The 23,016-nt window shown below is 57.0% G+C and carries 22 protein-coding genes; 14 read left to right on the top strand and 8 right to left on the bottom strand.

What is annotated here, in order from left to right; all coding sequences use genetic code 11:
- The 3 genes from Q0J85_RS13550 to Q0J85_RS13540 form a co-directional block, all read right to left on the bottom strand.
- The coding region (locus Q0J85_RS13550) for an O-antigen ligase (RefSeq protein ID WP_294482606.1) at positions 1-688 on the bottom strand (688 nt) is incomplete at its 3' end.
- Positions 685-1,482, bottom strand: coding sequence for a hypothetical protein (locus Q0J85_RS13545; RefSeq protein WP_294482604.1), 798 nt, complete (start codon positions 1,480-1,482; stop codon positions 685-687). The genes Q0J85_RS13550 and Q0J85_RS13545, both read right to left, overlap by 4 nt.
- Positions 1,479-2,369 (bottom strand): hypothetical protein, encoded by an 891-nt coding sequence (locus Q0J85_RS13540; RefSeq protein ID WP_294482603.1) that lies wholly within the window; start codon positions 2,367-2,369, stop codon positions 1,479-1,481. The genes Q0J85_RS13545 and Q0J85_RS13540 overlap by 4 nt, the downstream gene beginning before the upstream one ends.
- Before the next feature lie 395 nt (positions 2,370-2,764).
- On the opposite strand from Q0J85_RS13540, the gene Q0J85_RS13535 reads away from it, so the two are divergent.
- Genes Q0J85_RS13535 through Q0J85_RS13525 form a run of 3 tightly spaced genes read left to right on the top strand, consistent with a single transcriptional unit; the run spans position 2,765 to position 7,013 of the window.
- The gene (locus tag Q0J85_RS13535) at positions 2,765-4,204 is read left to right on the top strand and encodes a hypothetical protein (protein ID WP_294482602.1); all 1,440 of its coding nucleotides are present in this window, start codon (positions 2,765-2,767) and stop codon (positions 4,202-4,204) included.
- On the top strand, positions 4,201-5,607 hold the full coding sequence (locus tag Q0J85_RS13530) for a hypothetical protein (protein WP_294482601.1): 1,407 nt from the start codon (positions 4,201-4,203) through the stop codon (positions 5,605-5,607). Before Q0J85_RS13535 ends, Q0J85_RS13530 begins: the two co-directional genes overlap by 4 nt.
- The gene (locus Q0J85_RS13525; protein ID WP_294482600.1) at positions 5,604-7,013 is read left to right on the top strand and encodes a C2 domain-containing protein; all 1,410 of its coding nucleotides are present in this window, start codon (positions 5,604-5,606) and stop codon (positions 7,011-7,013) included. The genes Q0J85_RS13530 and Q0J85_RS13525 overlap by 4 nt, the downstream gene beginning before the upstream one ends.
- Before the next feature lie 58 nt (positions 7,014-7,071).
- On the opposite strand, the gene hisF is transcribed toward Q0J85_RS13525, so the two are convergent.
- Genes hisF through Q0J85_RS13510 form a run of 3 tightly spaced genes read right to left on the bottom strand, consistent with a single transcriptional unit; the run spans position 7,072 to position 10,129 of the window.
- Complete coding sequence (gene hisF, locus Q0J85_RS13520) at positions 7,072-7,833, bottom strand: imidazole glycerol phosphate synthase subunit HisF (RefSeq protein ID WP_294482599.1); 762 nt, start codon at positions 7,831-7,833, stop codon at positions 7,072-7,074.
- A 15-nt stretch (positions 7,834-7,848) separates the two neighbouring features.
- On the bottom strand, positions 7,849-8,367 hold the full coding sequence (locus Q0J85_RS13515) for a hypothetical protein (protein WP_294482598.1): 519 nt from the start codon (positions 8,365-8,367) through the stop codon (positions 7,849-7,851).
- Between the two features lie 19 nt (positions 8,368-8,386).
- Positions 8,387-10,129 carry a hypothetical protein gene (locus tag Q0J85_RS13510; RefSeq protein WP_294482597.1) on the bottom strand — a complete coding sequence of 581 codons (1,743 nt, stop codon included), beginning with the start codon at positions 10,127-10,129 and terminating at the stop codon, positions 8,387-8,389.
- A gap of 436 nt (positions 10,130-10,565) precedes the next feature.
- Here Q0J85_RS13510 and Q0J85_RS13505 point away from each other — a divergent pair, with 436 nt between their 5' ends.
- The 9 genes from Q0J85_RS13505 to lexA all read left to right on the top strand — a co-directional run bounded on the left by Q0J85_RS13505 (position 10,566) and on the right by lexA (position 17,664).
- A complete protein-coding gene (locus tag Q0J85_RS13505) occupies positions 10,566-10,841 on the top strand; it encodes an Lrp/AsnC ligand binding domain-containing protein (protein WP_294482595.1) in 276 nt (91 codons plus the stop codon).
- A gap of 224 nt (positions 10,842-11,065) precedes the next feature.
- Positions 11,066-12,112 (top strand): LacI family DNA-binding transcriptional regulator, encoded by a 1,047-nt coding sequence (locus Q0J85_RS13500; protein ID WP_294482593.1) that lies wholly within the window; start codon positions 11,066-11,068, stop codon positions 12,110-12,112.
- 60 nt (positions 12,113-12,172) lie between these two features.
- The gene (locus tag Q0J85_RS13495; protein ID WP_294482591.1) at positions 12,173-12,964 is read left to right on the top strand and encodes a type II secretion system protein; all 792 of its coding nucleotides are present in this window, start codon (positions 12,173-12,175) and stop codon (positions 12,962-12,964) included.
- Between the two features lie 31 nt (positions 12,965-12,995).
- Entirely contained in the window at positions 12,996-13,862 is an 867-nt protein-coding gene (locus Q0J85_RS13490) for a glycoside hydrolase family 16 protein (RefSeq protein ID WP_294482589.1), read from the top strand.
- A gap of 50 nt (positions 13,863-13,912) precedes the next feature.
- Positions 13,913-14,242, top strand: coding sequence for a hypothetical protein (locus Q0J85_RS13485; RefSeq protein ID WP_294482588.1), 330 nt, complete (start codon positions 13,913-13,915; stop codon positions 14,240-14,242).
- A 102-nt stretch (positions 14,243-14,344) separates the two neighbouring features.
- Complete coding sequence (gene mutM / locus Q0J85_RS13480; protein ID WP_294482586.1) at positions 14,345-15,169, top strand: bifunctional DNA-formamidopyrimidine glycosylase/DNA-(apurinic or apyrimidinic site) lyase; 825 nt, start codon at positions 14,345-14,347, stop codon at positions 15,167-15,169.
- A gap of 132 nt (positions 15,170-15,301) precedes the next feature.
- Positions 15,302-16,489, top strand: coding sequence for a pyridoxal phosphate-dependent aminotransferase (locus tag Q0J85_RS13475; protein ID WP_294482585.1), 1,188 nt, complete (start codon positions 15,302-15,304; stop codon positions 16,487-16,489).
- A 20-nt stretch (positions 16,490-16,509) separates the two neighbouring features.
- Positions 16,510-16,992, top strand: a complete 483-nt coding sequence (locus tag Q0J85_RS13470) for a hypothetical protein (protein WP_294482584.1) — start codon at positions 16,510-16,512, stop codon at positions 16,990-16,992.
- 39 nt (positions 16,993-17,031) lie between these two features.
- Positions 17,032-17,664 carry a transcriptional repressor LexA gene (lexA, locus tag Q0J85_RS13465; protein ID WP_294482583.1) on the top strand — a complete coding sequence of 211 codons (633 nt, stop codon included), beginning with the start codon at positions 17,032-17,034 and terminating at the stop codon, positions 17,662-17,664.
- A gap of 60 nt (positions 17,665-17,724) precedes the next feature.
- Here lexA and Q0J85_RS13460 read toward each other — a convergent pair whose 3' ends face one another.
- Together Q0J85_RS13460 and Q0J85_RS13455 are read right to left on the bottom strand one after the other, a co-directional pair.
- On the bottom strand, positions 17,725-19,218 hold the full coding sequence (locus tag Q0J85_RS13460; RefSeq protein ID WP_294482582.1) for a UxaA family hydrolase: 1,494 nt from the start codon (positions 19,216-19,218) through the stop codon (positions 17,725-17,727).
- 3 nt (positions 19,219-19,221) lie between these two features.
- The gene (locus Q0J85_RS13455) at positions 19,222-20,724 is read right to left on the bottom strand and encodes a tagaturonate reductase (protein WP_294482581.1); all 1,503 of its coding nucleotides are present in this window, start codon (positions 20,722-20,724) and stop codon (positions 19,222-19,224) included.
- Positions 20,725-20,970: 246 nt separating this feature from the next.
- On the opposite strand from Q0J85_RS13455, the gene Q0J85_RS13450 reads away from it, so the two are divergent.
- Together Q0J85_RS13450 and Q0J85_RS13445 are read left to right on the top strand one after the other, a co-directional pair.
- Positions 20,971-22,038 (top strand): LacI family DNA-binding transcriptional regulator, encoded by a 1,068-nt coding sequence (locus tag Q0J85_RS13450; protein ID WP_294482580.1) that lies wholly within the window; start codon positions 20,971-20,973, stop codon positions 22,036-22,038.
- 234 nt (positions 22,039-22,272) lie between these two features.
- A complete protein-coding gene (locus tag Q0J85_RS13445; RefSeq protein ID WP_294482579.1) occupies positions 22,273-22,935 on the top strand; it encodes a type II secretion system protein in 663 nt (220 codons plus the stop codon).
- Positions 22,936-23,016: the final 81 nt, after the last annotated feature.

Genomic DNA, 23,016 nt, shown 5'->3' with positions numbered 1-23,016 from the left:
CCCCCCATTCCCGGAAGTCGAACAGCACCCCCCAGTCGAAAACCGTCGCCAATCCCGCCGCCATGCACATCCCCGCAAACGACACCCACGCCGCCCGCCGTTGCCGCCGACATCCCGCAATCAGCGCATACGCGATCCCCCCCGCCCAGAGCAGCCCGGGAAAGAGCCCGTACTCCGCAAACAGCGTCAGATGGCTGTTCACCAGCGTCCGGCAGACGATTCCGTCCCGCAGCAGAAACGCGGTCGCCAGTGTTCCGGAATTCCCGTGTCCGACCCCCAGCCACGGATTGGCCGCAAACAGCGAAGCCCCCGCCAGCCAGATGTCGAAACGGTTCGTGACGGCGCGATCGAGCACAAAACGCCCCCACACCCCCGCCGCCAGAAACAGCAGCACTCCCCCCGCCGCAATCCACGGCACGACTTTCCAGCTCCGCCGCCCCGTCAGCAGACCGAACAGCAGCAGTTCCGCGAAGAAAATCAGCAGCCCGCTCCGGGAAAAAGTCAGCGCCAATGCAATGGTCAGAACCAGCGCCGCCGCCCCGAATCCCGCCCGCGCCGCCGGGTGTTTCCAGCGCAGCAGCCCCGCCCAGCAGTACGGCAGCAATGCGCAGATCAACGCCGCCGCATGATTCGGATTGTAGAAGCCGAACCCCTGCCGGACGATCCCGTCATAAGTGAACTCCATCATCGTTTCCACAACTCCGTTACCGCGCCCTCATACAGCGGATTGCGGAACTCCGGGTCGATCGAGTCCAGCCGCGAAGCCGGGACGATCCGCCCCGTGTCGTCCTCCCCGTAACTCCGGCAGCGCTCGCCGGAGAGAAATGCATCGAACCACGCGCGCGCCAGCGCCAGCGCCTCCGGAGTCAGCTCGTGCCCGCTCTCCAAACTGTATTTCCAGAGCAGCGCGCCGCCCGCCTCGCGATAGTGGTAGACGAACTCCCGGCTGATGGCGAACCGCTCCGCGTCCCGCACGCCGCAGCTCAGGAACGCGGGGGCGGGATGAGCGATCTCCCCCTGGAAGTAGACGCCGCAGCCGTGCGCCCCCCACGCCGCCACCCGCTCCGGCATCCACGCATAAAAAAGGTTGGAACACTGCCCGCCCGCCGAATAGCCGTAAAGCAGCAGCTTTCGGGAGCTCAGCCCGTAACGCCGTTCGATCAGGGCGACCGCGCGCAGCAGAAGCGGGCCGGACCACGCCTGCGGCTCCCAGTACTCCCGGTCCCGGAACGACGCCGCCAGCAGAAACAGCCCGTGGCGGTCCGCCAGCTCGTCGAACCGGAACGTCTCAAGCGTTTTGCGCGCCGGCCAGTTTCTGCCGCCGAACAGCACCATGATCCGCCCGTCCGCGCCACCATTCGCCGGGACCCGCCAGCAGAACTCCACCCCGTCAAGCACGGCCGATTCCGCGCCCGGCAGCAGCGGAGTCAGGCAGAACAGCAGCGGCGCAACCGCAATCGCAATCGTGATTTTCCGCCTCATTTCGCTGCTTTCCCCCACGCCTCGGCAATGCTCCGGTCCGGCAGGATGACCCGGTCCTCCGGCATGATGTTCCGCGCCTGCGGCGAGTCAGCGGGATAGAAAACATTGTCCAGATCGTCCCCGACAAAGAACGGCTCCGGAGTATTTTCCCGTTTTACCGGCCTCCCCAGATCCGACAAATAACGCAGATGATAGTACGCGAGAAACGCCCGCGCGAGCTTCAGCGAATCCGGCGGCACGTCGTGCGGAGAGTTCGGGAACGATTTCCAGAGAATCGCCGTTCCGCGTCTGCGCGCCTCCTCGACGAAGTTCCGGCTGATGAGGTAGCGCGCCGTATCCGCGTCGCCGCAGGTGACCAGCCCCGGAACGGAACGCATTCTCCCGCCCGGCTCGTGAAAAACTCCGCAGGCGTGCGAAACCCACGCCCGGGCGCTCCCCGGTCTCCACGCGGGGAACAGATTGGAACATTGCGACCCGGCGGAATAGCCGTAAAACAGAAGTTTTTCCGTGCAGATCTCATACTGTTTCCGGATCGCCGCCAAAGCGGAAAACAACGCCCGCCCCGACCACTCCTCCGGCTCCCAGTAATTGTCGTTCCGGAAACCCGGACACACCAGAAAAATGCCGTGCTTATCCGCCCACTCTCCCCAGCCGAGCCGGCCGGAGGCGTCCGCGCGGCCGTCGGTGTTGCGGCCGCCGAACAGAATGAGGACACGCGACAAGCCCGCCTGTTCCGGATCGTAATTCGCCGGAATCCGGAAATGCACGGTAACGGTTCGATTTTCCGGCGCGCGCGTCTTTACCTGCACCGACTCAACCCGGGCGGATCCGGCCGCGACAGGGGACGCCGCCAGCAGACACAACAGGAGAAATAGATTGGTTTTCATGGGCACCTGCTTGTTGTTCCTGAAACAAGGAAGATGAAACAAAGATTGATTGATCACCATGCAAAGGGAGATATAAAAATTTATCTTTGTATTTATTATGAATGAAATTGATCGAAATGTCAATATAAAATCAAAAAATAATTAAAAAAATAATGATTCAAGTAATAAGAGTGACCGTGCCTTTCCCACCCGGCCCGGCGGTGAGAGAACGTTTCCTCCCCGGATTTATTTGGCGGAATTTCATCTGCCGCTTCTGGCAAACCGGGCGGTGGCGGTGTATCTTACGATAGAATACCATCGGCGCGGGGAATGATGGACCGGGAATGGAATGCGTTTTTCCGCTACTCCGTTCCGGGGCGTTTCCGCCGCCCGGGACGGCAGGGGAGGGGGACGGTATGAACGGACAGAAGATCGGCGACTGGCTGAGACGCCATCCGGCAGCGGCCGGGTGTTTCAGCTTTTTCGCGGTTGCGGCGTTGATTTTCTTCTCATTCGACAGCTATTCCCGAATCCGGCTCGCTTCCGAGATCCAAACGCTCGAACGGATGGGGATTCCGTGCAATATCCGGGAGGTCGCCGAATTGCAGAAAAAACAGGGCGTTTCCGAAGAGCTGACCCGCGAATTCCGGGAGCTGTGCAACGGAATTTCGACGGATGGTTTTTCTACCGTCACCCCGCCGTCGCGGATGGAGCAGCTTGAGCTGGAAGATCTTCCGAAGTTTCTCTCCGGACACGGGCAGGAGCTTCGGGCGGCGGACCAGTTTCTCGACGAACATCCCGATCTGATCCTGTGGCACGACTACTCCGGTGATTATCTCTGGGGTGTCTTGCTGCCGGAACTGGACCTGATTCAGCGTTATGTCCGTTTGAATCACGACCGGTTTTACTACACGCTTTTGAAAAACGACCCGGCTGAGGCGGTACGGAATTTCGACCGCTCCGCGATTCTGCGCGACTATCTGCTCCGGGATCGGTTTCTGATCTCTTATTTAGCGGCGATTACAGTGGAAACAATTCGGCTGAAGAGTCTTTATGAGGCGGCGTTCGACGGGAATCTGGAATCGTTCGACGCGGCGACGCTGAAACGGTGGGCCGACTCGATGGTGGATGTCGAGAGTCGTTTTCGCGCCGGTTTTCCGCGCGCATTGTCGGACGAGCTCGGGGCGGCGGCGGAAATTTCGCAGAATCCGCAGACTTTTTGTCACTGGCTGGAGATGTCGGAATCGGAGGCAATGTCGGAATGGGCGGAGATTTCGTATCGGTGTTTGTTCGGCCCGACTCATCGTCTGGACGGAGTTACGGCGATCCGAGCCTACCGCAGAATGCTGCTGCCGCTGACTTCGGAGGATTACACACCGGAAACGGTTCGCAAATTGGCTCCCTATCACGATTTGAGGGACTCCCGGATGAAGTCGGGGGCGGCGATTGTGCTGTTTCCCGTGACCAATTTTTTTCTATGGGATGTTTCTTCCGGGTTTCAGCGTGTTTCCGCACTGTATGCCCGCTGCCGCGTGGTGCGGACGGGGCTTGCGGTCGAGCTGTTTTTGCGGAAGTACGGCAGACTGCCGGAACAGCTCGATGAGCTTGTCCCCGAGTTTCTCCCCGGCGTTCCCGTGAGCCCGTTCTCGGGCAAGCCGCTGCAGATCGAAGTTGGAACGCTCGATTATTACCGGCCTGAAACGAAGAGCATCGGAAAATTCGAGGGCTACCGCGTCTATGCCGACGGCGACCCCGCCGATCCCCCGGTCGGCCTGACCCGCACCGGCAGGAACGGGCGGATTCCGGTCTGGAACCGCGCGATGAAGCTGCCCTGCGGAGAGGAGGGGAAAGAATGAAATTTCAACGGATCAGCGACTGGAGCCGCCGCCATCCCGTGATGGCCGGGAGTATCGGATTCCTTGTCGTCATCATACTGATTTTTCTTGCGTTTGACAGCTACACCCGTATCCGGTTCTATTCCGAGATCCGGGCATTGGAACGGATGGGGATTCCGTGCGACATTGAGGGGTTCGCCGAACGGCAGCGGAAACGGGGCAACTCCCGGGAAGTGTTCGAAGAGTTCCTTGCACATTGCCGGGCGCTTTCTACGGAGAATTTCCCGGCTCCGGATGCCTCCTCGCCATACAGGGTGCTGGAGCCGAACGATCTGTCGCAATTTCTCGCGGACCGGGCGGAGGAAATTCAGGCGGCAGACCGGTTTCTGGAAGAACATTCCGGTCCGGTTTTGTGGTATGATTTCGAGTCAGTCCCCCACCTGCTCTATATGGATTTGCCGCCGCTTGATTCCTTGATACAATATGTGCGGCTGAACCATGACCGCTTTTATTATGCGCTTTCCCGGAATGACCCGGAAGAAGCGGCACGTAATTTCGACCGTTCGGCGATTCTGCGCGATTATCTGCTTCAGGAGCCGTATATCATCTATTATCTGATGGCGCTTTCCATGGAGATGAGCCGGCAGCAAACTATTTTAGACGCTGCGGGCAATGGGGATCTGGAGAAATTCAATTCCGCGACGCTGAAGCGATGGGGCGATTCGATGGTCGACGTCGAGGCGGAATTCCGACGTCAGCTGCCGTCCGCCATGGAAGAGAATTTCGCCTGGTTGGCGGAAATGATCCGCAGGCCCGGTCTTATCGGACACCTGATTACCGGAGCAGAGGCGGAGGTCTGGCGCGACGTTTATGCGTGTCTGTTCGGAACCCTGGTGCGTCTGGACGGCATTCTCATTCTGGAGATTCAGGAGGATCTGGTATCCCTCGCCGCCGGCGACTGCACTCCGGAGACGGCGGCGAAATTGCAGGAGATCAGGGAGATGAAGAAGTCGCCGGGGGGGATTGTGCAGCGACTTTCCCCGTTTCCCATTCTGGCGCAATTTCTTATTCCTGATGCGATTCCGCGCGTCTGGCGAATGTACGCGCACTGCCGCGTGGTGCGGACGGGGCTTGCGGTCGAGCTGTTCAGTCGGAAATACGGCAGACTTCCGCAGAAACTTGATGAGCTTGTCCCCGAATTTCTCCCCGCCGTCCCCGTGTGCCCGTTTACGGGAAAGCCGCTGCAGATTGAATCCGGAACGTTCGATTATACTCCGGCCGGTTCGGAAACGGTTGAAACATGCGAGGGATATCGCATCGTTGTCGACGATACTCCATCGTATTCCCGCACCGACCGGAACGGATTGAATCCCGTCAGGAATCGCGCGATGAAGCTGCCCGGCGGAGGGGAGGGGAAAGAATGAAATTCCAACGGATCAGCGACTGGAGCAGCCGCCATCCCGCGGCGGTCGGATGTCTGGGATTGATTTTTCTGGTTGTCGTTTTGCTGGTCGGGTTTGACAGCTATTCGCGGATCCGGCTCGCTTCCGAGATCCGGGCATTGGAACGGATGGGGATTCCGTGCGACGTCGAAGGATTCGCCGAATGGCAGAAAAAACAGGGCGCTTCGGAGGAGCTGACCCGCGAATTTTTTGCGCTTTATGAAGGCATCTCACCGGAGGGATTTTCGCCGGTTGACTCCACCTCCCGTACGGAACAGTTGAAGTTGGAAGACCTTCCGAAGTTCCTCGCAGGACACGGGGAAGAGATTCGAGCCGCGGACCGGTTTCTCGACGAACACCCGGATTTTATCATGTGGCGCGACTATTCCTGTGATTTTCTCTGGCAGGTCGAATATCTGATGTTGAATTCGCTTCGAGAATATGCCCGTTTGAATCACGACCGCTTTTACTACGCGCTTTTACAGGACGATCCGGCCGGGGCGGCACGGAACTTCGACCGCTCCGCGGTCTTGCGCGACTATGCGCTCCGCGAGCCGATATTGATCACATTTGTGGCGGCGGCAGGCATCGAGTCCACCCGGCTGAAGAGTTTGTTCGAAGCCGCGTTCTACGGAGAAATCGAACAGCTGGATGCGGAGACGCTGAAGCGGTGGGCCGATTCGATGCCTGACGTCGAGGCTCGTTTCCGTTCCCGTTCTCCATGCGTATGGGAAGGGAAACTCGGATTGATCGTTGAAGCCGCTCAGCTCCCGACGATCTTCTGGCTGTTCCCCGAGCAAAAGAAATGGAAAGATGTATTGTATCGATGTTTTCTCGGCCCGATCTATCGTCTGGACGGTGTCGCCGCAATTCAAATTTTCCGGGAGACGGTTCTGCCATTGGCCGCCGAGGATTACACACCGGAAACGGTTCGCAAATTGACTCCTTATCAAGATTTGAGGACCTCCCGGCAGAAGTTGGGGGCGGCGGTTCTGCTGTCCCCCATGACCAGTTTTTCTTCTCTATGGGATGTTTCCTTCGAGTTCCAGCGTGTTTCCGCACTGTATGCCCGCTGCCGTGTGCTGCGGACGGGGCTCGCAGTCGAGCTGTTCCGGCGGAAATACGGCAGGCTTCCGCAAAAACTCGATGAGCTGGTCCCCGAATTTCTCCCGGCCGTCCCCGTGAGCCCGTTCTCCGGAAAGCCGCTGCGGATCGAAGCCGGAACATTGGATTATTATCAGCCCCGAACGGAAACGACCGGGACGTTCGAGGGTTACCGCGTCTATGTCGACGGCGACCCGGAACGGGTCCCGGTCGGGCGCACCCGCACCGACCGGAACGGATTGAATCCCGTCTGGAATCGCGCGATGAAGCTGAATACGCCGTAGACGAAAAAAGCGGAGACGCTCTTCGGAGCACCCCCGCTTTCCGCGTTTTTCGTCCGGGTTATTTCACTGCGACGTTATGCTCTCTGAGATACGCTTTCAGCGCCGGAATCTCGATGAGCCGGAAGTGGAACACCGAGGCCGCAAGCAGGATTTCCGCCCCCGCTTCGACCGCGTCGAGAAAATGCTCCATCTTCCCCGCGCCGCCCGAGGCGACGATCTTCGCGTCGCAGGCGTCCGCCATCGCCCGGATCACCGGCAGGTCGTAGCCGGTTTTCGCCCCGTCTCCCGCTTTGCTGGTCGGCAGAATGACCGGAACACCATACCCGTCCACCCGTTTCGCCCATTCGAGCGCGTCGGCCCCCGTCGCCGTGCGGCCGCCGTCGATGTAGACTTCGTAACCGGAGGGAAGCGCCGGATTCACGTCGACGTCGATCGCCACCGTCAACACGTCGCGCCCGAATTCACGGATGATCTCCCCGATCAACTCCGGCTTGCGGAACGCCGCGCTGCTGACCGAAACCTTGTTTGCTCCCGCTTCGAGTACGTTCGCCGCCGCCTTCACGTCATTGATTCCGCCGCCGACCGTGAACGGCACCGTGCAGACCGCCGCCACTTCGCGCACGACTTTCGCGAGCGTCGGGCGGTTCTCCACCGTGGCCGTGATGTCGAGCATCGCGAGTTCGTCGGCTCCCGCCGCGCAGTACGCCCGCGCACACTCGACCGGATCGCCCGCGTCGGCGATGTCGACAAAGTGCACCCCTTTCACCACGCGCCCGTTCTGCATGTCGAGGCACGGCATGATCGAAACTTCCCGATTCATCCTTGTTCTTTTCCCTTAAAAAAGTTGTGACCTGCGGCGGCGGACCTCCTCCGTCGCCTCCTTGAGTATCCCGTCGAGGAACGTCTTGCGCTCCTCTTCGGAGAGTTTCAGAAATCCGCCCATAAGCTGATTCTCCACCGGCGAGAGGGCGGTTGAGGTCGTCGGCTGTGTCGGGCCGGTCTTGTCGGCAAGCTCACCGACGATCTGCTTCTTCCGTTCATCCTGCAGCACGTCGAGCGCGTCAAGCAGAATCTTCTGGTCGCTGAACATCTCGATGAGATCCGGATGACGGCGGTAGGCGCGCCCGATCCGGACCGGCGGCGGCTCTTCCGACTCCACCGGCCCGGTGAGGTACGGGCGCAGCACCGGGTAAATCTTGTCCCAGGTTTCACCGCGCACATGGCGGGTTTTCCGCGTGATGAAACGGCGCAGAAGTTCGATGCGCACTCCGGTCACCCGCGAAAGTTCATGGATGGACAGCGCTTCCGCGCATTTGTCCAGCGCAAGGGCGATGTCGTCACTGATTTTTTTCATGGCTCTTTTCCTGCCTGCGTCATTGTTGATCGAGCCCGAATTTCCTGTCGAGCTTGTCCGCCAGCTCGATCAGCCGGCGGAACTCTTTTTCCCTGTATTGGTAAATCGTCTGCAGTTTGCTGACGATGCGTTTGCAGTTCCCAGCGTCGATGTCGAGTTTTTCGATCGTTCCGTCCACGAGCAGCACGTTGACCGCGCCCTCGTGATTCAGCGGCCAGTCGACCACGAGCGGCAGCTTCGGATTCGATTTCGTGGTGAAGCCGCCGAAATAGATGAACGAGCAGTTCGCTTCTCCGAACGTGTCGATCGTCTCCGCCGGAGCGTCCACTCCAGCCGCGCCGGGACAGATGGTCGCCTGAAGCGGCAGAAGCCCGGCCTTGAGCAGTTCGCGAACCCCGTCGAGATCTTCTCCGGCCGGGAACGCGCCGTTGTGCTGATCGGCATATTTTTTCAGGGCGTCCTTGAAGAGCTCGAGCGTGATCTGGCACTCGCCGGTCGTGTCGGGAATCTCTTCGGCAATTTCACCGTCAACGCCGGAATCGGCCAGCTGCTCCCGGATGACCAGTGCCCCGATCGCGGCGGGAAGCAGCACCTGGTGGATGAGAGCGCTCTGATTGCCCTCGAGCGAGCTGTTGCCCGTCGCGAGAAATCCGCTCCCATCGCGGACGATCACCGTGAGCTGTTCCGGCGTCCAGAGCTTCGGATTGACCTGAAACTCAAGGTCGAACTCCTTGAACAGATAGTTGAGCGCCCGCGCGTAACTCTCGTTGTTGTAGATGAAGCCGATTCCCTCCGACGGAAGCCCGGCGGTGAGGCGCCGGAACTTGTCGCTGTCGGCAAGGCGCTTCTCCGGCGCGGTGAACGCCCGTTCCGCCTTGACGCTGCTGAAGATCTGAATGCGGCCGTCCCCGGCGAGGATGACCGGTGTCGCTTTCGGCGCCTCTTCTCCGAGGAGTGTCCCGAGCTGAATGCGCTTCTCTTCCGCCTGCGTGCCGGGCAGAAGCACGGAGAATTTCTTTGCCACCGCGAAGAGTTTCCCCCCTTTGTCCGGGAATGAAATCATCAGATGACTGCCCGAGAGCGCCTCCGGATCGTTCTCCGCGGCCTCGATCGAGGCGACACACAGCGTGCCGGCGATTCCCGCGAGGAGCTTTTCAGGCGGTTCGCCGATGAGGGCGGCGAGCCGTTCATCCCGGAAATATTCCGCCAGAGTTTTGTTCTCCGCCAGAATCCGGTAGAGTTCATCCGGGCGCAGGTCGAATTCAAACGCGGAATCGACTTCAGCCGGGAGTTCGTTCCAGGCGGGCCGGAGGTTCCGGTTCTCCACGGCCGGGAAGTTCCAGAGGAATCCCCGGCTGCCGGGCCGGATCGCCAGGTAAAGACGGTTTCGGAAGAGCGGTTTCTCATACTCTCCGCTGAGCCGGATCGAACTTTCGCCGAACCCCTGCACATCTTCAATGCCGGAAAGGCGGTAGAGCAGCGTCAGATAGAGCGACTGGTCGAGGATCTCCCGGAAGTTCTCCGGCAGCTCCTGCGCCGACAGGAACGTGTTGAGCAGCTGTACCGAAACCTTGTCCGCTCCCTCCAGAACATACCGCGGATTCATAATCCGGTAGCTGCTGCCGCCCGCATCGAGTTTCTCCGCAATCGCGCGATAGCGTGCGGCATCCTCCTCCCGGGGATCCGCAGCGCTCCGGCATCCGGCGAAAAGACAGCAGAGTCCGCCGACCAGGGCTGCCGCAGCATAATTCCGTATTCTCATTTCCGTTCCCCCCTTTCAAAACAAACGGTTTCTCACGCCGTGCCACGCGGGTGCGCGCCGCCCGGGAGCGATTGCCGCTCCGACAAAAAACATTTTTATAAATACCGTGTAAAATATAAAATGCAATCGCCTCCGCCGCAAATCCGGGAGTATGTTTTTTTGAAAAAAATCCCGGATTTTTCTCCGGATTCGGATCTTTCTGCGGTTGCGTTCTCTGCCGGGGAGAGATTGGCGTGCCGGCAGCCCGTCACGGATTGGATCGAAGCGGCATTGGGGGAGTAAATCAAGTTTTTTTCTATTTTTTTGAGGAGAAAACACCTCTTTTTCCGGATTTTGTGAGAAAATGATTTGCAATCCCCGAAGTGGTGGTTATAGTTAGAGATGGAGGGGGACGCACCGGAGAGCCCCCGGCAACAACCCAAAGGAGATTGTGCAAATGGTTACAGGCATTGTTCTGGTCAACGTCGAGCGCGCCATGATTCGCAGCGTCATCGAAGATCTCATGAAGATCGAGGGGGTGTCCGAGGTATACAGCGTTGCCGGCGAATATGACCTTGTTGTTATGATCCGCGTCAAAAGCAACGCCGAACTGGCGGAAATCATCGCGACCCGCATGACTCACGATATCAACGGAATCATTCACACCAAGACGCTCGTCACGCTGAACGCCTATTCCAAACTCGATCTGGAGAAGATTTTCCTGGCGGAATGACGCCATCCCGATAAAAGCGGCTGAATGCCGTGAGAAGTCACAGCCCTCTCCCCGTTCCCCGGGAGAGGGTTTTTCTTTCTGAAATCCAGTAAAACGCTTGACTTCCGGTTGGGCCGATTTAATAAAAAAAGATTTTTTTTTGTTGAAGCTCTTGACTTTTATCTGAAAGTTTATCATAATATAGTTTGTTAAACGTTTGACAAATGGAGTTGGTTTTCGATTATATGGGTACCGTTACACTCAGGCAGGTTGCGGAATTGACCGGTAAAAGCGAGGCTACCGTGTCGCTGGTTTTGAATTCGCGCCAGTTTCACCGGGTTTCTCCTCGGACGCGGGCAATGATTCAGCGGGTCGCAGCTGAGTTGGGTTATGTGCCGAATATGCAGGCGCAGGCGCTGGTGAGGGGGAAGACCCGCAGTATCGCGATCACTGCCATCGGCATGACTCCATTCTACAATGAATACATCCGACGGTTGACGCATTTGTTTGAGGCACGGCATTACAATGTGTTCGCCTTTGAGACCATGCTCAGCCCGGAGCGTGAGAAGCAGGTCGTCACCTGGGTTTCGCAGGGGTTGTTCGACGGCTGCATCTGCCTGGAGTACAACTATTCCAACCGAGATTTTTACGAGGGGCTCGTTCGGAGCGGAACTCCGCATGTGTTCCGGGGGTGGAATGCGCTGGAGTTTTATCCGGAACACATGATCCGGGTGGATTACCGGTCTGCGATCTCCGATCTCTTCGCCCATCTTGAGGAACAGGGATACCGTAGACTTTCCGTGATTATCGACAGCAGCAGCTATTTTGTGGAGGAGGACGCCTTTTCCGTGCGGAAGTCGCTCTATTATGAACTCATTCACAACCGGCGTCTCGTTATTGATCCGGAGGCGTGGATTACCGTCCCGATCGATGTGGAAAACCATCTGCGGTATTGTTATGAGAAAACCCGTGAGATGCTCACTCGTTGTCCGGATGTCGACGTTTTGATCGTCCAGAGCGCTTCCGAAATTCCAGCGGTCTACAAGGCGATTGCGGAGTCGGGGCGTCGGATCGGGATTGATTTTGCAGTCGCGACTTTCGACCGGATTCCGATGCTCGACTACATGACCCCCCCGGTGAGTTACATCTATGAACCAAGCGAAATGGTCGCGGACATCATTGCCGGAGAAATGCTGGCGCAACTTCACGAGAGTCACTCCCCCGGCGGGGAATGCAAAGTCAAGGCGTTACTGGCGCTCAATGCCTCAACCCGTCGCCAGTCGGAAAGGTAAGGAGATTGTACGAAGATGTTTCAGATAGATTTCAGAACCTGTAACAATGGAGATGGAAAAATGGTGGAAAACACGATGCGGCGTAAAGAGAGAAATTTTACATTGATCGAATTGCTGGTTGTGATTGCAATCATTGCAATCCTGGCCAGTATGCTGCTGCCGGCGCTCTCCCAGGCGCGTGCCCGCGGAGATCAGACCTCCTGCATGAGCAATCTCCGGCAGCTTTCCATGGCGTGTGTTCAGTACAACAGCGACTACAAGATGGGGGTGGCATCCGGAGCACAGGCGGCTGACGGCTACATCCGCTGGCAATCGGTGCTGCACCGTCTTTACATCTATCCGGGTCACGCGCAAGCGGCGACCTCTGCAGATCCGACCAGCAATCAGAAACTGCATATTCAGGCTATCGGGGGAGACTCAGCCAACGGTTATCAGGCGTATGGAGTGTTTGCCTGTCCGGTTTCACGGCGCATCAGCAATACCGCGGCGTTTCAGGACCGTAACAATTACGCGATGAACCATTATGTCGGCTCGAATATCTCCTCGACTGTCTGGGGAGTCGGTTATGATGCTTCGCGTGTGTATGACCGGGTGAAGAAGCCTTCCATGCGGCTGCTGCTGACGGACGGGCTCGGAAAGAACAACAATACCGACAAGGGATTTTTCGTCTCGAACCGTTCGGATATCGACGGGCGGCATATGAATTCCGCGAACACCTCGTACCTGGACGGCCATTGCAAGATGATGCGCTACGGGGCGATCCCCGGCAACGGTGTGAATGGAGACCCAGCCTGGGGGGCGGATGGTGCGCATTACTTCTGGGGATGGCATCCTTATCCCGCCAATCAGTGATACAAAAACAATCAACCAACAGGAGCATTTCATGAGAGCAATTATTTCAGCGGCGGCAATCGGGATGGCATTGGGACTGCAGGTATTCGGGGCCAGTCCGGAACCGGCGAATCCCGGATGGAAACTGGTGTGGGCGGACGAATTCGATGTGGACGGTGCGCCGAATCCGAAAAACTGGCGGTATGAGTACGAGGGGTTTCTGCGCAATCGCGAGGAGCAGTGGTACACGAAATCCCCGGATAACATTTTTGTGAAAGACGGTATGCTTCATATCGTCGCCCGCCTCGAAAAAGAGAAGAAACCGAATCCGAATTACAAGGAGGGGTCGACGAACTGGAAGGAGAACCGGCCGTTCATCGAGATTACTTCCGCCGGGATCATTTCGAGCGGCCGTGCCGAATTCAAGTACGGACGGATCGTTATGCGCGCAAAGATGCCGAAAGGGGCCGGCATGTGGCCGGCTTTCTGGACGATCGGCTCCGATCCGGAGCGCGAACGGACGTGGCCGGACAACGGAGAGATCGACATCGTCGAATATGTCGGCCGCGATCCGCATGAAAAGAGCTGGATGCAGGGGGCGATTCACTGGCAGAGCCCGGAGGGGAAATACCGTCAGAAGAACGGCAAATATGTCGACCGTCCGGAGCTGACCGACGGATTCCATCTGTACGGAATCGAGTGGGATGAGAACAAGATCGATTTTTTTGTCGATGACAAAGTTTTTCTGAGCATTCCGATCGAAGAGTGCGGAACGGCGCAGTACAATGCGTTCCGTGTTCCTCATTTCCTGCTTCTGAATCTGGCGGTCGGGGGGGCACTCGGCGGAAAGGTCGACCGGTCCGCCCTGCCGGCTGAGTATGTGGTGGACTACGTCCGGGTTTATCAGCGGGAGAAGTGACACGGTTGCAAAGAGCTCAATCCGCATAAATTTAGAAAGGCCGGCAGGGATTGGCGCACCTGCCGGCCTTTTATGTGATCTCTCTGGTTTCAGAGAAGGCATTGATATTATACCACAACAAACCCGAAAAGGCAAGCCGTTTCTGTCATTTTTTGCGGGATTCCGAACCGTTTGACAAGCTGAAACACTCCATGATCCAACCTCTTTCCCTCATGAATGATCCGGTGGTATTGGCTGTGGCGCTGATCGCGGGAAGAACCGGTTCAACTCGCAGTACTCCTGGAGGTGGCGGTCGGTCAATCGACGGTTTTTCCGGGATTTCATCCTGTTTTTTTCCGTTTTATGAACTTTTTTTGCGAAAAGTGATGATTTCTCCCTGAAAAAAGAGCTTTTGAGGGTTTGATTTCCGGAAAAGTCGGGTATATTACCCGAAATACCCTGTTCGCAGCGAGGCGGACCGGGGAAATAACAGGGTCTGGATTATGCCGGAACTTCCGGAGGCGGAAAACATCAGGAGGGCGTTAGCCCGGGTTTTGACGGGACGGAAAATTGCGGGCGTGGAAATTTTTTCCCCTGCGATGCGCGAGCCGCTCACGCCGCTTGCCGCTGCCGGATTGGAGGGTACGGCGTTTGCCGGATTTCGGCGACGCGGCCGTTATGTGATTGCGGATTTGTCGGATGGGCGCGCTCTTCTGATGCACTTCGGAATGAGTGGCGTTGTCCGGGTCGAGAGTGCAAAGATTCCGCGCCGGAAGCATGAACATGTGTTTCTGCATCTCGACGACGGGCGGGCTTTCCGATTTGAATGTACGCGCCGATTCAGCGTGCTCAAGGTGTGCACTCTTCCGGAGCCGGGCGGCGTTCCCGCGGAGCTCGGGACGTTCGGACCGGAACCGCTGTCGGAGGCATTCAACGGGGATAGTCTCTACCGGGCTTCGCGCGGGCGGACCGGCTGCGTGAAACCTTTCCTGATGAATAATTGCGTGGTGGCGGGAATCGGCAACATTTATGCGACGGAGATTCTGTTCGCCGCCGGAGTCTCCCCGCTGCGGCCGGCGGGGGAGCTTTCGCAACGGGAATGTGTGTTGATCGCTGCGGAATCGAAACGGATTCTCGCTCGGGCGATTGAGCTTGGCGGCAGTTCCATCTCCGATTTCCGCAATGTGGACGGCCGCGAGGGCAAATTCGCGCAGGAGCTCGAAGTTTACGGCCGGGCGGGGTTGCCGTGCGGAAAATGCGGCAGTATGATTGTTTCTCAGAGGATCGGCGGACGTACTTCCGCTTTTTGTCCGGGGTGTCAAAAATGATGAAAAACAATGAAAAATTTTTCATAACGTTGAAAAATTTGTAATCTGGCATTATATTAAATATTTGAGTCGGACTATAGATTCTCGGTTCGGGAAACGATATATTTTGCAAACAGGAGTGTTTTCCATATCATGAATGATCTCAAAAATTCGACTGGATTTATGTGTCATCTACACCCATCGGCCACTCTGGCGATCACGGCGATGGCCAAGGAGATGAAGGAACAGGGGCACGATGTGTGCAGCATGTGTGCCGGTGAACCGGATTTCGATACGCCGCGGCCGTTGAAGGATGCCTGCATCGCAGCGCTCAATGCGGGAAAAGTGACCTATACGCCTGCGAGCGGTGCGCCCGAACTGCGCAAGCTCATTGCGGCGAAGTTCCAGAAAGAGAACGGGATCAAGTGCGCCTGGGATGAGATCGTCGTGGCGCCGGGAGCGAAGTTCTCCTGTTTCTCGGCGATTGCGGCGCTCTGCGGTCCCGGGGATGAGGTGATCATTCCGTCCCCGTACTGGCTGAGCTATCCCGAGATGGTTACGGCGGTCGGTGCCAAAGTTGTCGAGGTCCCGACCCGGATGGAGAACAATTACGAACTTGACGCGGCCGATCTCGATGCGGCGATCACGGAGAACACCCGGCTGCTGATTCTGAACACGCCGTCAAATCCGACCGGCGCGGTTTACCGGCGCGCAACGCTCGAGAAGATCGCGGAAGTGGCGCTGCGGCGCAACATCATGATTCTTGCCGACGAGATCTATGAGAAGCTCACCTACGATGCGGACAAGCCGCATGTGAGCATCGCTTCTCTCTCAGACGAGATCAATGAACATGTCATCACCGTGAACGGTTTTTCCAAGACCTATGCAATGACCGGATGGCGACTCGGCTATCTGCGGGCGTCCCGCTGGCTGGCGCGCCGGATCATCGCGTTCCAGAGCCATGCCACGAGCAATGCCACGACGTTTGCCCAGTACGGAGCGATCGCGGCGCTTGAGGGCAAAGCGGATAAGGAAGTCGCCCACATGTGCGCGGAGTTCGCGAAACGGCGCGATCTGGTGTACAACCTGGTTTCCGCGATTCCGGGGGTGAAATGTATCCGGCCGCAGGGAGCGTTTTATCTGCTTTGCGACGTGAGTTCGTTCGGAATGACTTCGGAGGAGTTCTGCAATCGGTTGCTGGCGGAGGAGAAACTTGCGGTGATTCCGTGCTGTTCGTTCGGGGCGGAAGGCCAGATCCGGCTCTCTTACGCCTGTTCGGAGGAAAACATTCGCGAAGCTGCGCGGCGGTTGGAGATATTCTGCCGTGAACATTGCAGCTGATTGAAAGAAAAGAGGGTATCATGAGGGGATTGAACTTCATCGGACTCGCCGCCGTTCTTCTGGCGGGAGTGATTCTGTCGGGATGTGTGGCGGCGGATCAGAAGGAGATTCCCCCGCCCGCCGTTCGGATGTCCGAAGTCGAACGAGATGCCGATGCCCGGAAAGTTGCGGAAGACTATATGGCGAATTTTGCCGCTGCATTCCGCGACCGGGACATCGAGAAATTTAAAAAGGTGATCTCCCCGGAGCGTCAGAAAGCGCTGACGCCGGAAATCTTTCAGGAGATCCTTGAGGCGGCTGCCCGGGAACAGGGCGAGCTTCAGAGCATGGAGCTTGTCACTGTGCTCGATCAGATTGTTTATCAGTCCTACGTCTGGAAGCTTACCTACGAGAGGAAAGACTCAGAAGGAAAGCCCATACGGCGTGATTTTCTCTATTATGTCCGTATCGGGAAGATCGGAGATGGGCAGTATTCGATCAACTCTTCTGGATTTCGTCTCTGATATGCAGCCGGACTGATCACAACCAGGGAGGAACTAGAGATGAAAACATTAACTGAAAAACAGAGGAATATCCTCGAATTTATCGAGGAGTTCCTGGACCGGGAGGGAATGGCGCCGACGGTCTATGAGATTGCCGATCACTTCGGCATTAAGACCTCTACTGTTTTTGCCCATCTGCGGGCGTTGCAACGGAAAAAGCAACTGTCCCGCAGTTCAAAGGCGCGCAGTATCAGTTTATCGTGCCGTACTCATTCGCGTCACAAGATCCCGGCCGGGGCTCTGCTGATTCCGTTATTGGGGCGGGTCAATGCGGGAGCGCCTTCCGAGAGTATCGCGTTCAAGGAGGGGGAAGTCTGTGTCAGCAGTCAGCTGGTGCCGGATGTTCCGCCGGAAAATCTGTTCGCGCTGCGGGTTCAGGGAGAAAGCATGCGCGATCTGGGTATCTTCGACGGTGATATCGTGATTGTTGCCCAGACCAGTTCAAAGCCGCGCAGCGGCGACATTGTGGTTGCACTGCTGCAGGGGGGAGAGGTGACGGTGAAGAGCTACTTCCCGAAGACGCAGGGACGAATTGAGCTGCGTCCGGCCAATCCGGAATACAATGTTCAGATTTATTCCGCTGATGAAGTCACGATCCAGGGGCGCGTTGTGGAATTGCGTCGCAAATATTGATCCTTTTGATCACGCAAATTCAACGCCGGAACGGGAATCCGTTCCGGCGTTTTTCGCTATTTACAGGGTGACGCCGTCTTTGAAGATGGCGATCTCACGGTAGCCGTATCGTTCGTTGCAGGTTTCGATTTCGCCCGACGCGACGGCGATGACTTGATTGAAAAGCTCTTCCCCGAGTTCGTCGAGTGTCCCCCGGCCTTTCACCAGCCGCCCCGCATCGAAGTCGATCCAGTTCGGCTTGCGCTCGGCCAGTTCTGTATTGGTCGAGATCTTCAGCGTCGGAACCGGCCCCCCGAACGGAGTCCCGCGCCCCGTGCTGAAGAGTATGAGCTGCGCGCCGGCCGCGGCGAGGACGGTCACGGCGACCATGTCGTTGCCGGGCCCCGTCAGCAGATTCAGACCCGGCGTGTGCAGCGTTTCTCCGTATCCAAGCACGTCGGTCACCTGCGAAGTTCCCCCTTTCTGGGTGCAGCCGAGCGACTTTTCTTCAAGCGTCGAGATCCCTCCTGCCTTGTTGCCGGGGGAGGGGTTCTCGTAAACCACCTGATTGTGGCGGAGAAAATACTCCTTGAACCCATTCACCATCGCAACCGCACGGCGGAATGTCGCTTCGTCCCGGCAGCGGTTGAAAAGCAGCGTCTCGGCACCGAACATCTCCGGAACTTCCGTGAGAACCGTCGTGCCTCCCGCAGCGACGAGAAGATCTGAAAAACGGCCGATCAGCGGATTGGCCGTGATTCCGGAGAGTCCGTCCGATCCGCCGCATTTGAGGCCGACTTTCAGCTCGGAGACGGGAATCTCGACCCGTCTGCATTTTGCCGCGTTTGCGGCGAGTTCTCCGAGCAGTTCGAGTCCCAGGTCGAATTCGCTGCCGTCATCCTGCGCCTTGAGAAAGCGTACGCGGCTCTCATCGTAAGCGCCGAGCCGCTGCCGGAAACTCTCAAGCGTGTTGTTTTCACAGCCGAGCGCGACCACGAGCACGCCGCCCGCATTCGGATGTTTGACAAGAGCGGCCAGCAGATTCGCGGTCGTTTCATGGTCGTCCCCGAGCTGCGAGCAGCCATAGGGGTGTGGAAACGCGAACACGGCGGTCCCGGTGCTGCGCTCGAATTCGCGTGCGAGATTTTCCGCAAGTTTATTGACACAGCCGACCGTCGGGATGACCCAGAGATCATTCCGGATCCCCGCCGTCCCGTCCGCGCGACGGAAGCCCCGAAATGTGCGCCCTTTCTCCGTTTCCGGCAGGGGAGAGGGCGCAGCAGGTGTGTAGGTGTAGTCGAGTTCTCCCGAGAGATTCGTCGCAAGGTTGTGCGTGTGGACGAACATCCCCGGGGCAATGTCGCTCTTCGCATGCCCGATCGGCATATCGTATTTGATGACGTTTTCGCCCCGGGCGATCGGCTTCAGCGCGAATTTGTGGCCGCGTCCGACCGGTTCCCGGAGGGTGACGGCAACTCCATCGATGACCGGAGATTCTCCGGCCGCTAGGTCGGTCAGCGCAACGGCGACATTATCTGTGCGCCCGATCTTGAGATAACGCGGCAGTTCAGCCATGGTTCATGCCTCGAGCAGTTGTTCGACCGCAGGAACGACTCCCTCCCGGCGGATCGCGGCGAGGTCGTCGGAGACCGCATCGGCAAGACCTGGAACGGCTGTCAGATCCTGTCCCCAGAAGTCGTTACGGCCGAGAATATTCCGGACGAACGCCGAGGTGTCGCCATCCGCGTCGAGTTTCGCGTAACATTCGTTGATGAAACGGATTTTTTCCGGATCGTCGCTGATCGGATAGGAGCCTTTTTCGCGTTTCCCCTCCCATTTGCCGTCGGCGGTTTCCGTGCCGCGGTAGAACGCGAGCAGCGCCGCGAGTGAAAATGTCAGAACTTTCGGGAGGCGTCCCGTGATCTTGAGGTAGTCGAGCAGGGACGGCAGTACCCGCACCTGCCACTTGGAGATCGAGTTCAGCGAAATCGAAATGAGTTGGTGATTGGCGAACGGATTGAGAAAACGGTCGATGATCGACTCGGCGAACGCCCGTTTTTCATCGTCCGGCAGCTGCACGGTCGGGAACACCTCCTCGAAAAGTGCCGTACGCAGATAGCGTCCGAAGAGCGGATCGGAAGTCATCTGGTCGACAAAATCGAATCCGGCAAGATAAGCCGCAAGGACGCTCGACGTGTGACCGCCGTTCAGAAAACGGACCTTGCGGCTGCGGTACGGAGCCTGATTCCGCGTCCAGATGAGGTTCAGCCCCGCCTCGGCAAACGGGAGTTTCGCGCGGAACTTCTCGTCCCCTTCGACCACGAAGAGGTGAAAAATTTCGCCGCAATCGAGCAGATCGTCCTCATACCCGAGTTTGGCACAGTAATCGGCCGCCTCGGCACGCGGATACCCGGCGACGATCCGGTCGACGAGGGTATTGACGAAAGCGCACTCGTTCTCCACGTAGGAGACGAACGTGTCGCCGAGTTTCCAGTCCGCAGCGTAACGCAGGATGCACTCTCGCAATTTCCCGCCGTTCCGATCGATGAGTTCGCACGGAACGAAAAGAAGTCCTTTGCGGCCGGCTTGGAAGCGTTCAAAGAGCAGGCTCGTCACCTTGGCCGGGAACGTCTTCTGGGATTGCCCGGGGGTGTAAGGTTCGGGTTTGTATTCGATTCCCGCCTCGGTCGTGTTGGAGAAAACCACTTCGAGGGTCGGGAGGCAGGCGCATTCGACGACTTTCTCCCATTCGTCGGAAGTCTTGAGGCACCCCTTGACGCAGGTGATGACACGCTTGTATTCCGCAGCTTTCCCGTTTTCCATGCCGCGCAGGATCAATGTGTAAAGTCCCTCCTGCCGGTTGATGAGGTCGGCGGTTCCCTGCGGCAGCGGCTGAATCAGTTGAACCATGCCGTTGAATTTGCCGGCCTCGTTCGATTTATCGATCATCCAGTCGATGAATGCCCGCAGGAAATTGCCTTCTCCGAACTGCATTGCCTTGACCGGCAGTTCCCGGCGCGGTCCGATTTCCAATCCCGGCGTCTGCAGCGACTCCAACATCGCACGGTTCAATCTTTCCATGGTCGTTTCTCCTTTGTGCCATCGATGGCATTCGTGTTTTACATACAATAGCATGGGATGAGTGAGAATGCAACCCCCGCGGGGAAAGAATATCCGGCGTGGAGATCTGAGATGAAGTTATTTCTGGCTAATGTCGGATTCGGACCACTTTCGGAACGTTTTTTTTGAAAATATTTTCATGTTTTTTCTTGTATTTCTGCCGATGCGGGGAAATATTATTTCTGAAAGGAAACTGTGAGGTGGAATATGACGAAGCGGGGACAAATAACACAAAAGCAGATCGCGCTTGAGACCGGGGTGACGCAGGGGATTGTTTCGGCGGTTTTGCGCAACTCTCCGGCCTGTGACCGGGTGCGGGATGAGACGCGGCGGCGCATTCTGGAAACGGCGCGCAAATATCATTATCCGATCAGTCACACTTTCCGTGACGGGAAGCGGTTGAAGAACAACATCATCGGTATTATCATCAAGACCGAGCGGTCGCAGTTCTATCAGGATCTGATTTTTCTGTTGAATGAGGAGCTCGAGAAGATCAATTATCGGACGATCATTTCGCGGGTGGATCTGGAGGCGCAGGATCCGGAGCTCGGCAGTTTCATTGACCGGATTCTCGATTACAACTATGCCGGGGTGATCAGCATCGGTCACTTTTCGCCGCGTTACCCGGACCTGCTGCCGAAGAAGCTTGAATTCTATCACAATGCGGTATTTTTGAATACGCCGCGCGGAATCGGAGATGCTCCGTGCGTCCGCATCGACTACGGCGCGGGAGTGCGGGAGGCGGTTGATTATCTGGTCAAGAAAGGGCGGAAGCGCATTGCGTTGTGTATCAACGATATTTCGTGCGATGCCACGAAGGGGAGGTTCGCCGGATATTGCGCGGGGCTTGCCGGGAACGGTCTTCCGGTGTTGCCCGAGCTGTGCTGGAGTGCTGAGGATTACGGAATGCGGGCATGGGAGGGAGAGGTGCTCGACCGGATTCTTCCGCAGGCGGCCCACGTTTTAATTCGTGAGCAGAAAGTCGATGCGATCATTGCGGGAAACGATCTCTGGGGTGTGGGATTGATTCACCAGTTGCACCGGATGCGGGTCAAGGTGCCGCAGGATGTTTCGGTTGTCGGTTACGGGGATTTTGAATACTGCTGTTGGAGCAGCACTCCGCAGCTTGCGAGCATCAATCACGGCAATCGGCAGATTGCGGCGGAGTTGATCCGGATGATTGACGATCTGATTCGCGGGGTCCGGACGAGAGAGGAGATCGCCGCGGCTCCGGTCGATGTCAAGTCTTATTTTCTGCCGCGTGCATCGGCCTGATTTTGGGAAATTTTATTTGCAATTTTGGTGATTCCCTCTTTTTTGTAATGATTTCTGGGCGTGTGATTGATAAATTATTTTCAGTTAGAAAATATTTTGCTTGTTTTTTGTTTTGAATCTATTGCTTTTATGAAAATTTTTGCTATAATAATGTCAGACACTGTTTCAATTAAATATCGAAAGGAATGAAACATGGTTTTCTGTCAGAATCTTCTTTTTTGTCGGAGAAACAAGTTGAATGCTTCCACAACTGCAACCTCTGACAAGTTTACTTTAATTGAACTTCTTGTCGTAATTGCGATCATCGCGATTCTTGCATCCATGTTGCTTCCTGCGTTGAACAAGGCGCGCGAAAAATCTCTGACTGCCGACTGTATGAGTCGTGCCAAGCAGATTGCGGCGGGTGCGACATTCTATACGTCGGACAATGATGAAGTCTTTCCTTTCGGCTATACATCGAGTCAGCGCAATTATTTCTGGGAACTCGTGGCCAAGAATTATGTGCCGCAGCAGGTCATGTGTTGCAAAAGTGCGGTTTCCAATGTTTTCCACGATGTGGGTCAGGCACGCCCGGCCGACAATACACTGCTGAGTTATTCGGTCAATTGTTTTGTCGCAGGTTACGGGAGCTGGTTTCCGAAAACCAAACGCAATCGGATTCTCAGTCCGTCACGGGTGCTGGAATTCCGCGAGTCGGCATTCAGCGGCGGGGAACATCGCGTCGATGGAATCTGGAATAACTGGTATCTGATCCGCTACCACGAGTCCAGCCGCAGCGATATTCGTGAGCAGGGAGGTCGGCGGCATGACAACCGGGGTACTGCGGCTTACATCGACGGTCATGTGAGAATGACTTATGTTTACGAAGATTTCTTCGTCTGGCCGACTGATCGATAAGGAATGAGGTAATTTCAAAAGTTTTTAATTTGGGGGGATGAAAAAAAGAGGCAGAAGGTTCATTTTAACTTAGGGGTAGCA

The organism is uncultured Victivallis sp. (assembly GCA_944389935.1).
Classification (GTDB): domain Bacteria; phylum Verrucomicrobiota; class Lentisphaeria; order Victivallales; family Victivallaceae; genus Victivallis.
The sequence above is the reverse complement of the archived record's forward strand: the minus strand, read 5'-3'. Positions and strand labels throughout refer to the sequence as shown.

Excerpts from the sequence above, each read along its gene's own strand:
- Q0J85_RS13515 (WP_294482598.1), bottom strand. The coding sequence starts at position 8,367 with ATGAAAAAAATCAGTGACGACATCGCCCTTGCGCTGGACAAATGCGCG.
- Q0J85_RS13540 (WP_294482603.1), bottom strand. The coding sequence starts at position 2,369 with ATGAAAACCAATCTATTTCTCCTGTTGTGTCTGCTGGCGGCGTCCCCT.
- Q0J85_RS13545 (WP_294482604.1), bottom strand. The coding sequence starts at position 1,482 with ATGAGGCGGAAAATCACGATTGCGATTGCGGTTGCGCCGCTGCTGTTC.
- mutM (WP_294482586.1), top strand. The coding sequence starts at position 14,345 with ATGCCGGAACTTCCGGAGGCGGAAAACATCAGGAGGGCGTTAGCCCGG.
- Q0J85_RS13495 (WP_294482591.1), top strand. The coding sequence starts at position 12,173 with ATGGTGGAAAACACGATGCGGCGTAAAGAGAGAAATTTTACATTGATC.
- Q0J85_RS13450 (WP_294482580.1), top strand. The coding sequence starts at position 20,971 with ATGACGAAGCGGGGACAAATAACACAAAAGCAGATCGCGCTTGAGACC.
- Q0J85_RS13500 (WP_294482593.1), top strand. The coding sequence starts at position 11,066 with ATGGGTACCGTTACACTCAGGCAGGTTGCGGAATTGACCGGTAAAAGC.
- hisF (WP_294482599.1), bottom strand. The coding sequence starts at position 7,833 with ATGAATCGGGAAGTTTCGATCATGCCGTGCCTCGACATGCAGAACGGG.
- Q0J85_RS13455 (WP_294482581.1), bottom strand. The coding sequence starts at position 20,724 with ATGGAAAGATTGAACCGTGCGATGTTGGAGTCGCTGCAGACGCCGGGA.
- Q0J85_RS13475 (WP_294482585.1), top strand. The coding sequence starts at position 15,302 with ATGAATGATCTCAAAAATTCGACTGGATTTATGTGTCATCTACACCCA.
- Q0J85_RS13505 (WP_294482595.1), top strand. The coding sequence starts at position 10,566 with ATGGTTACAGGCATTGTTCTGGTCAACGTCGAGCGCGCCATGATTCGC.
- Q0J85_RS13525 (WP_294482600.1), top strand. The coding sequence starts at position 5,604 with ATGAAATTCCAACGGATCAGCGACTGGAGCAGCCGCCATCCCGCGGCG.
- Q0J85_RS13490 (WP_294482589.1), top strand. The coding sequence starts at position 12,996 with ATGAGAGCAATTATTTCAGCGGCGGCAATCGGGATGGCATTGGGACTG.
- Q0J85_RS13460 (WP_294482582.1), bottom strand. The coding sequence starts at position 19,218 with ATGGCTGAACTGCCGCGTTATCTCAAGATCGGGCGCACAGATAATGTC.
- Q0J85_RS13510 (WP_294482597.1), bottom strand. The coding sequence starts at position 10,129 with ATGAGAATACGGAATTATGCTGCGGCAGCCCTGGTCGGCGGACTCTGC.
- lexA (WP_294482583.1), top strand. The coding sequence starts at position 17,032 with ATGAAAACATTAACTGAAAAACAGAGGAATATCCTCGAATTTATCGAG.
- Q0J85_RS13530 (WP_294482601.1), top strand. The coding sequence starts at position 4,201 with ATGAAATTTCAACGGATCAGCGACTGGAGCCGCCGCCATCCCGTGATG.
- Q0J85_RS13470 (WP_294482584.1), top strand. The coding sequence starts at position 16,510 with ATGAGGGGATTGAACTTCATCGGACTCGCCGCCGTTCTTCTGGCGGGA.
- Q0J85_RS13535 (WP_294482602.1), top strand. The coding sequence starts at position 2,765 with ATGAACGGACAGAAGATCGGCGACTGGCTGAGACGCCATCCGGCAGCG.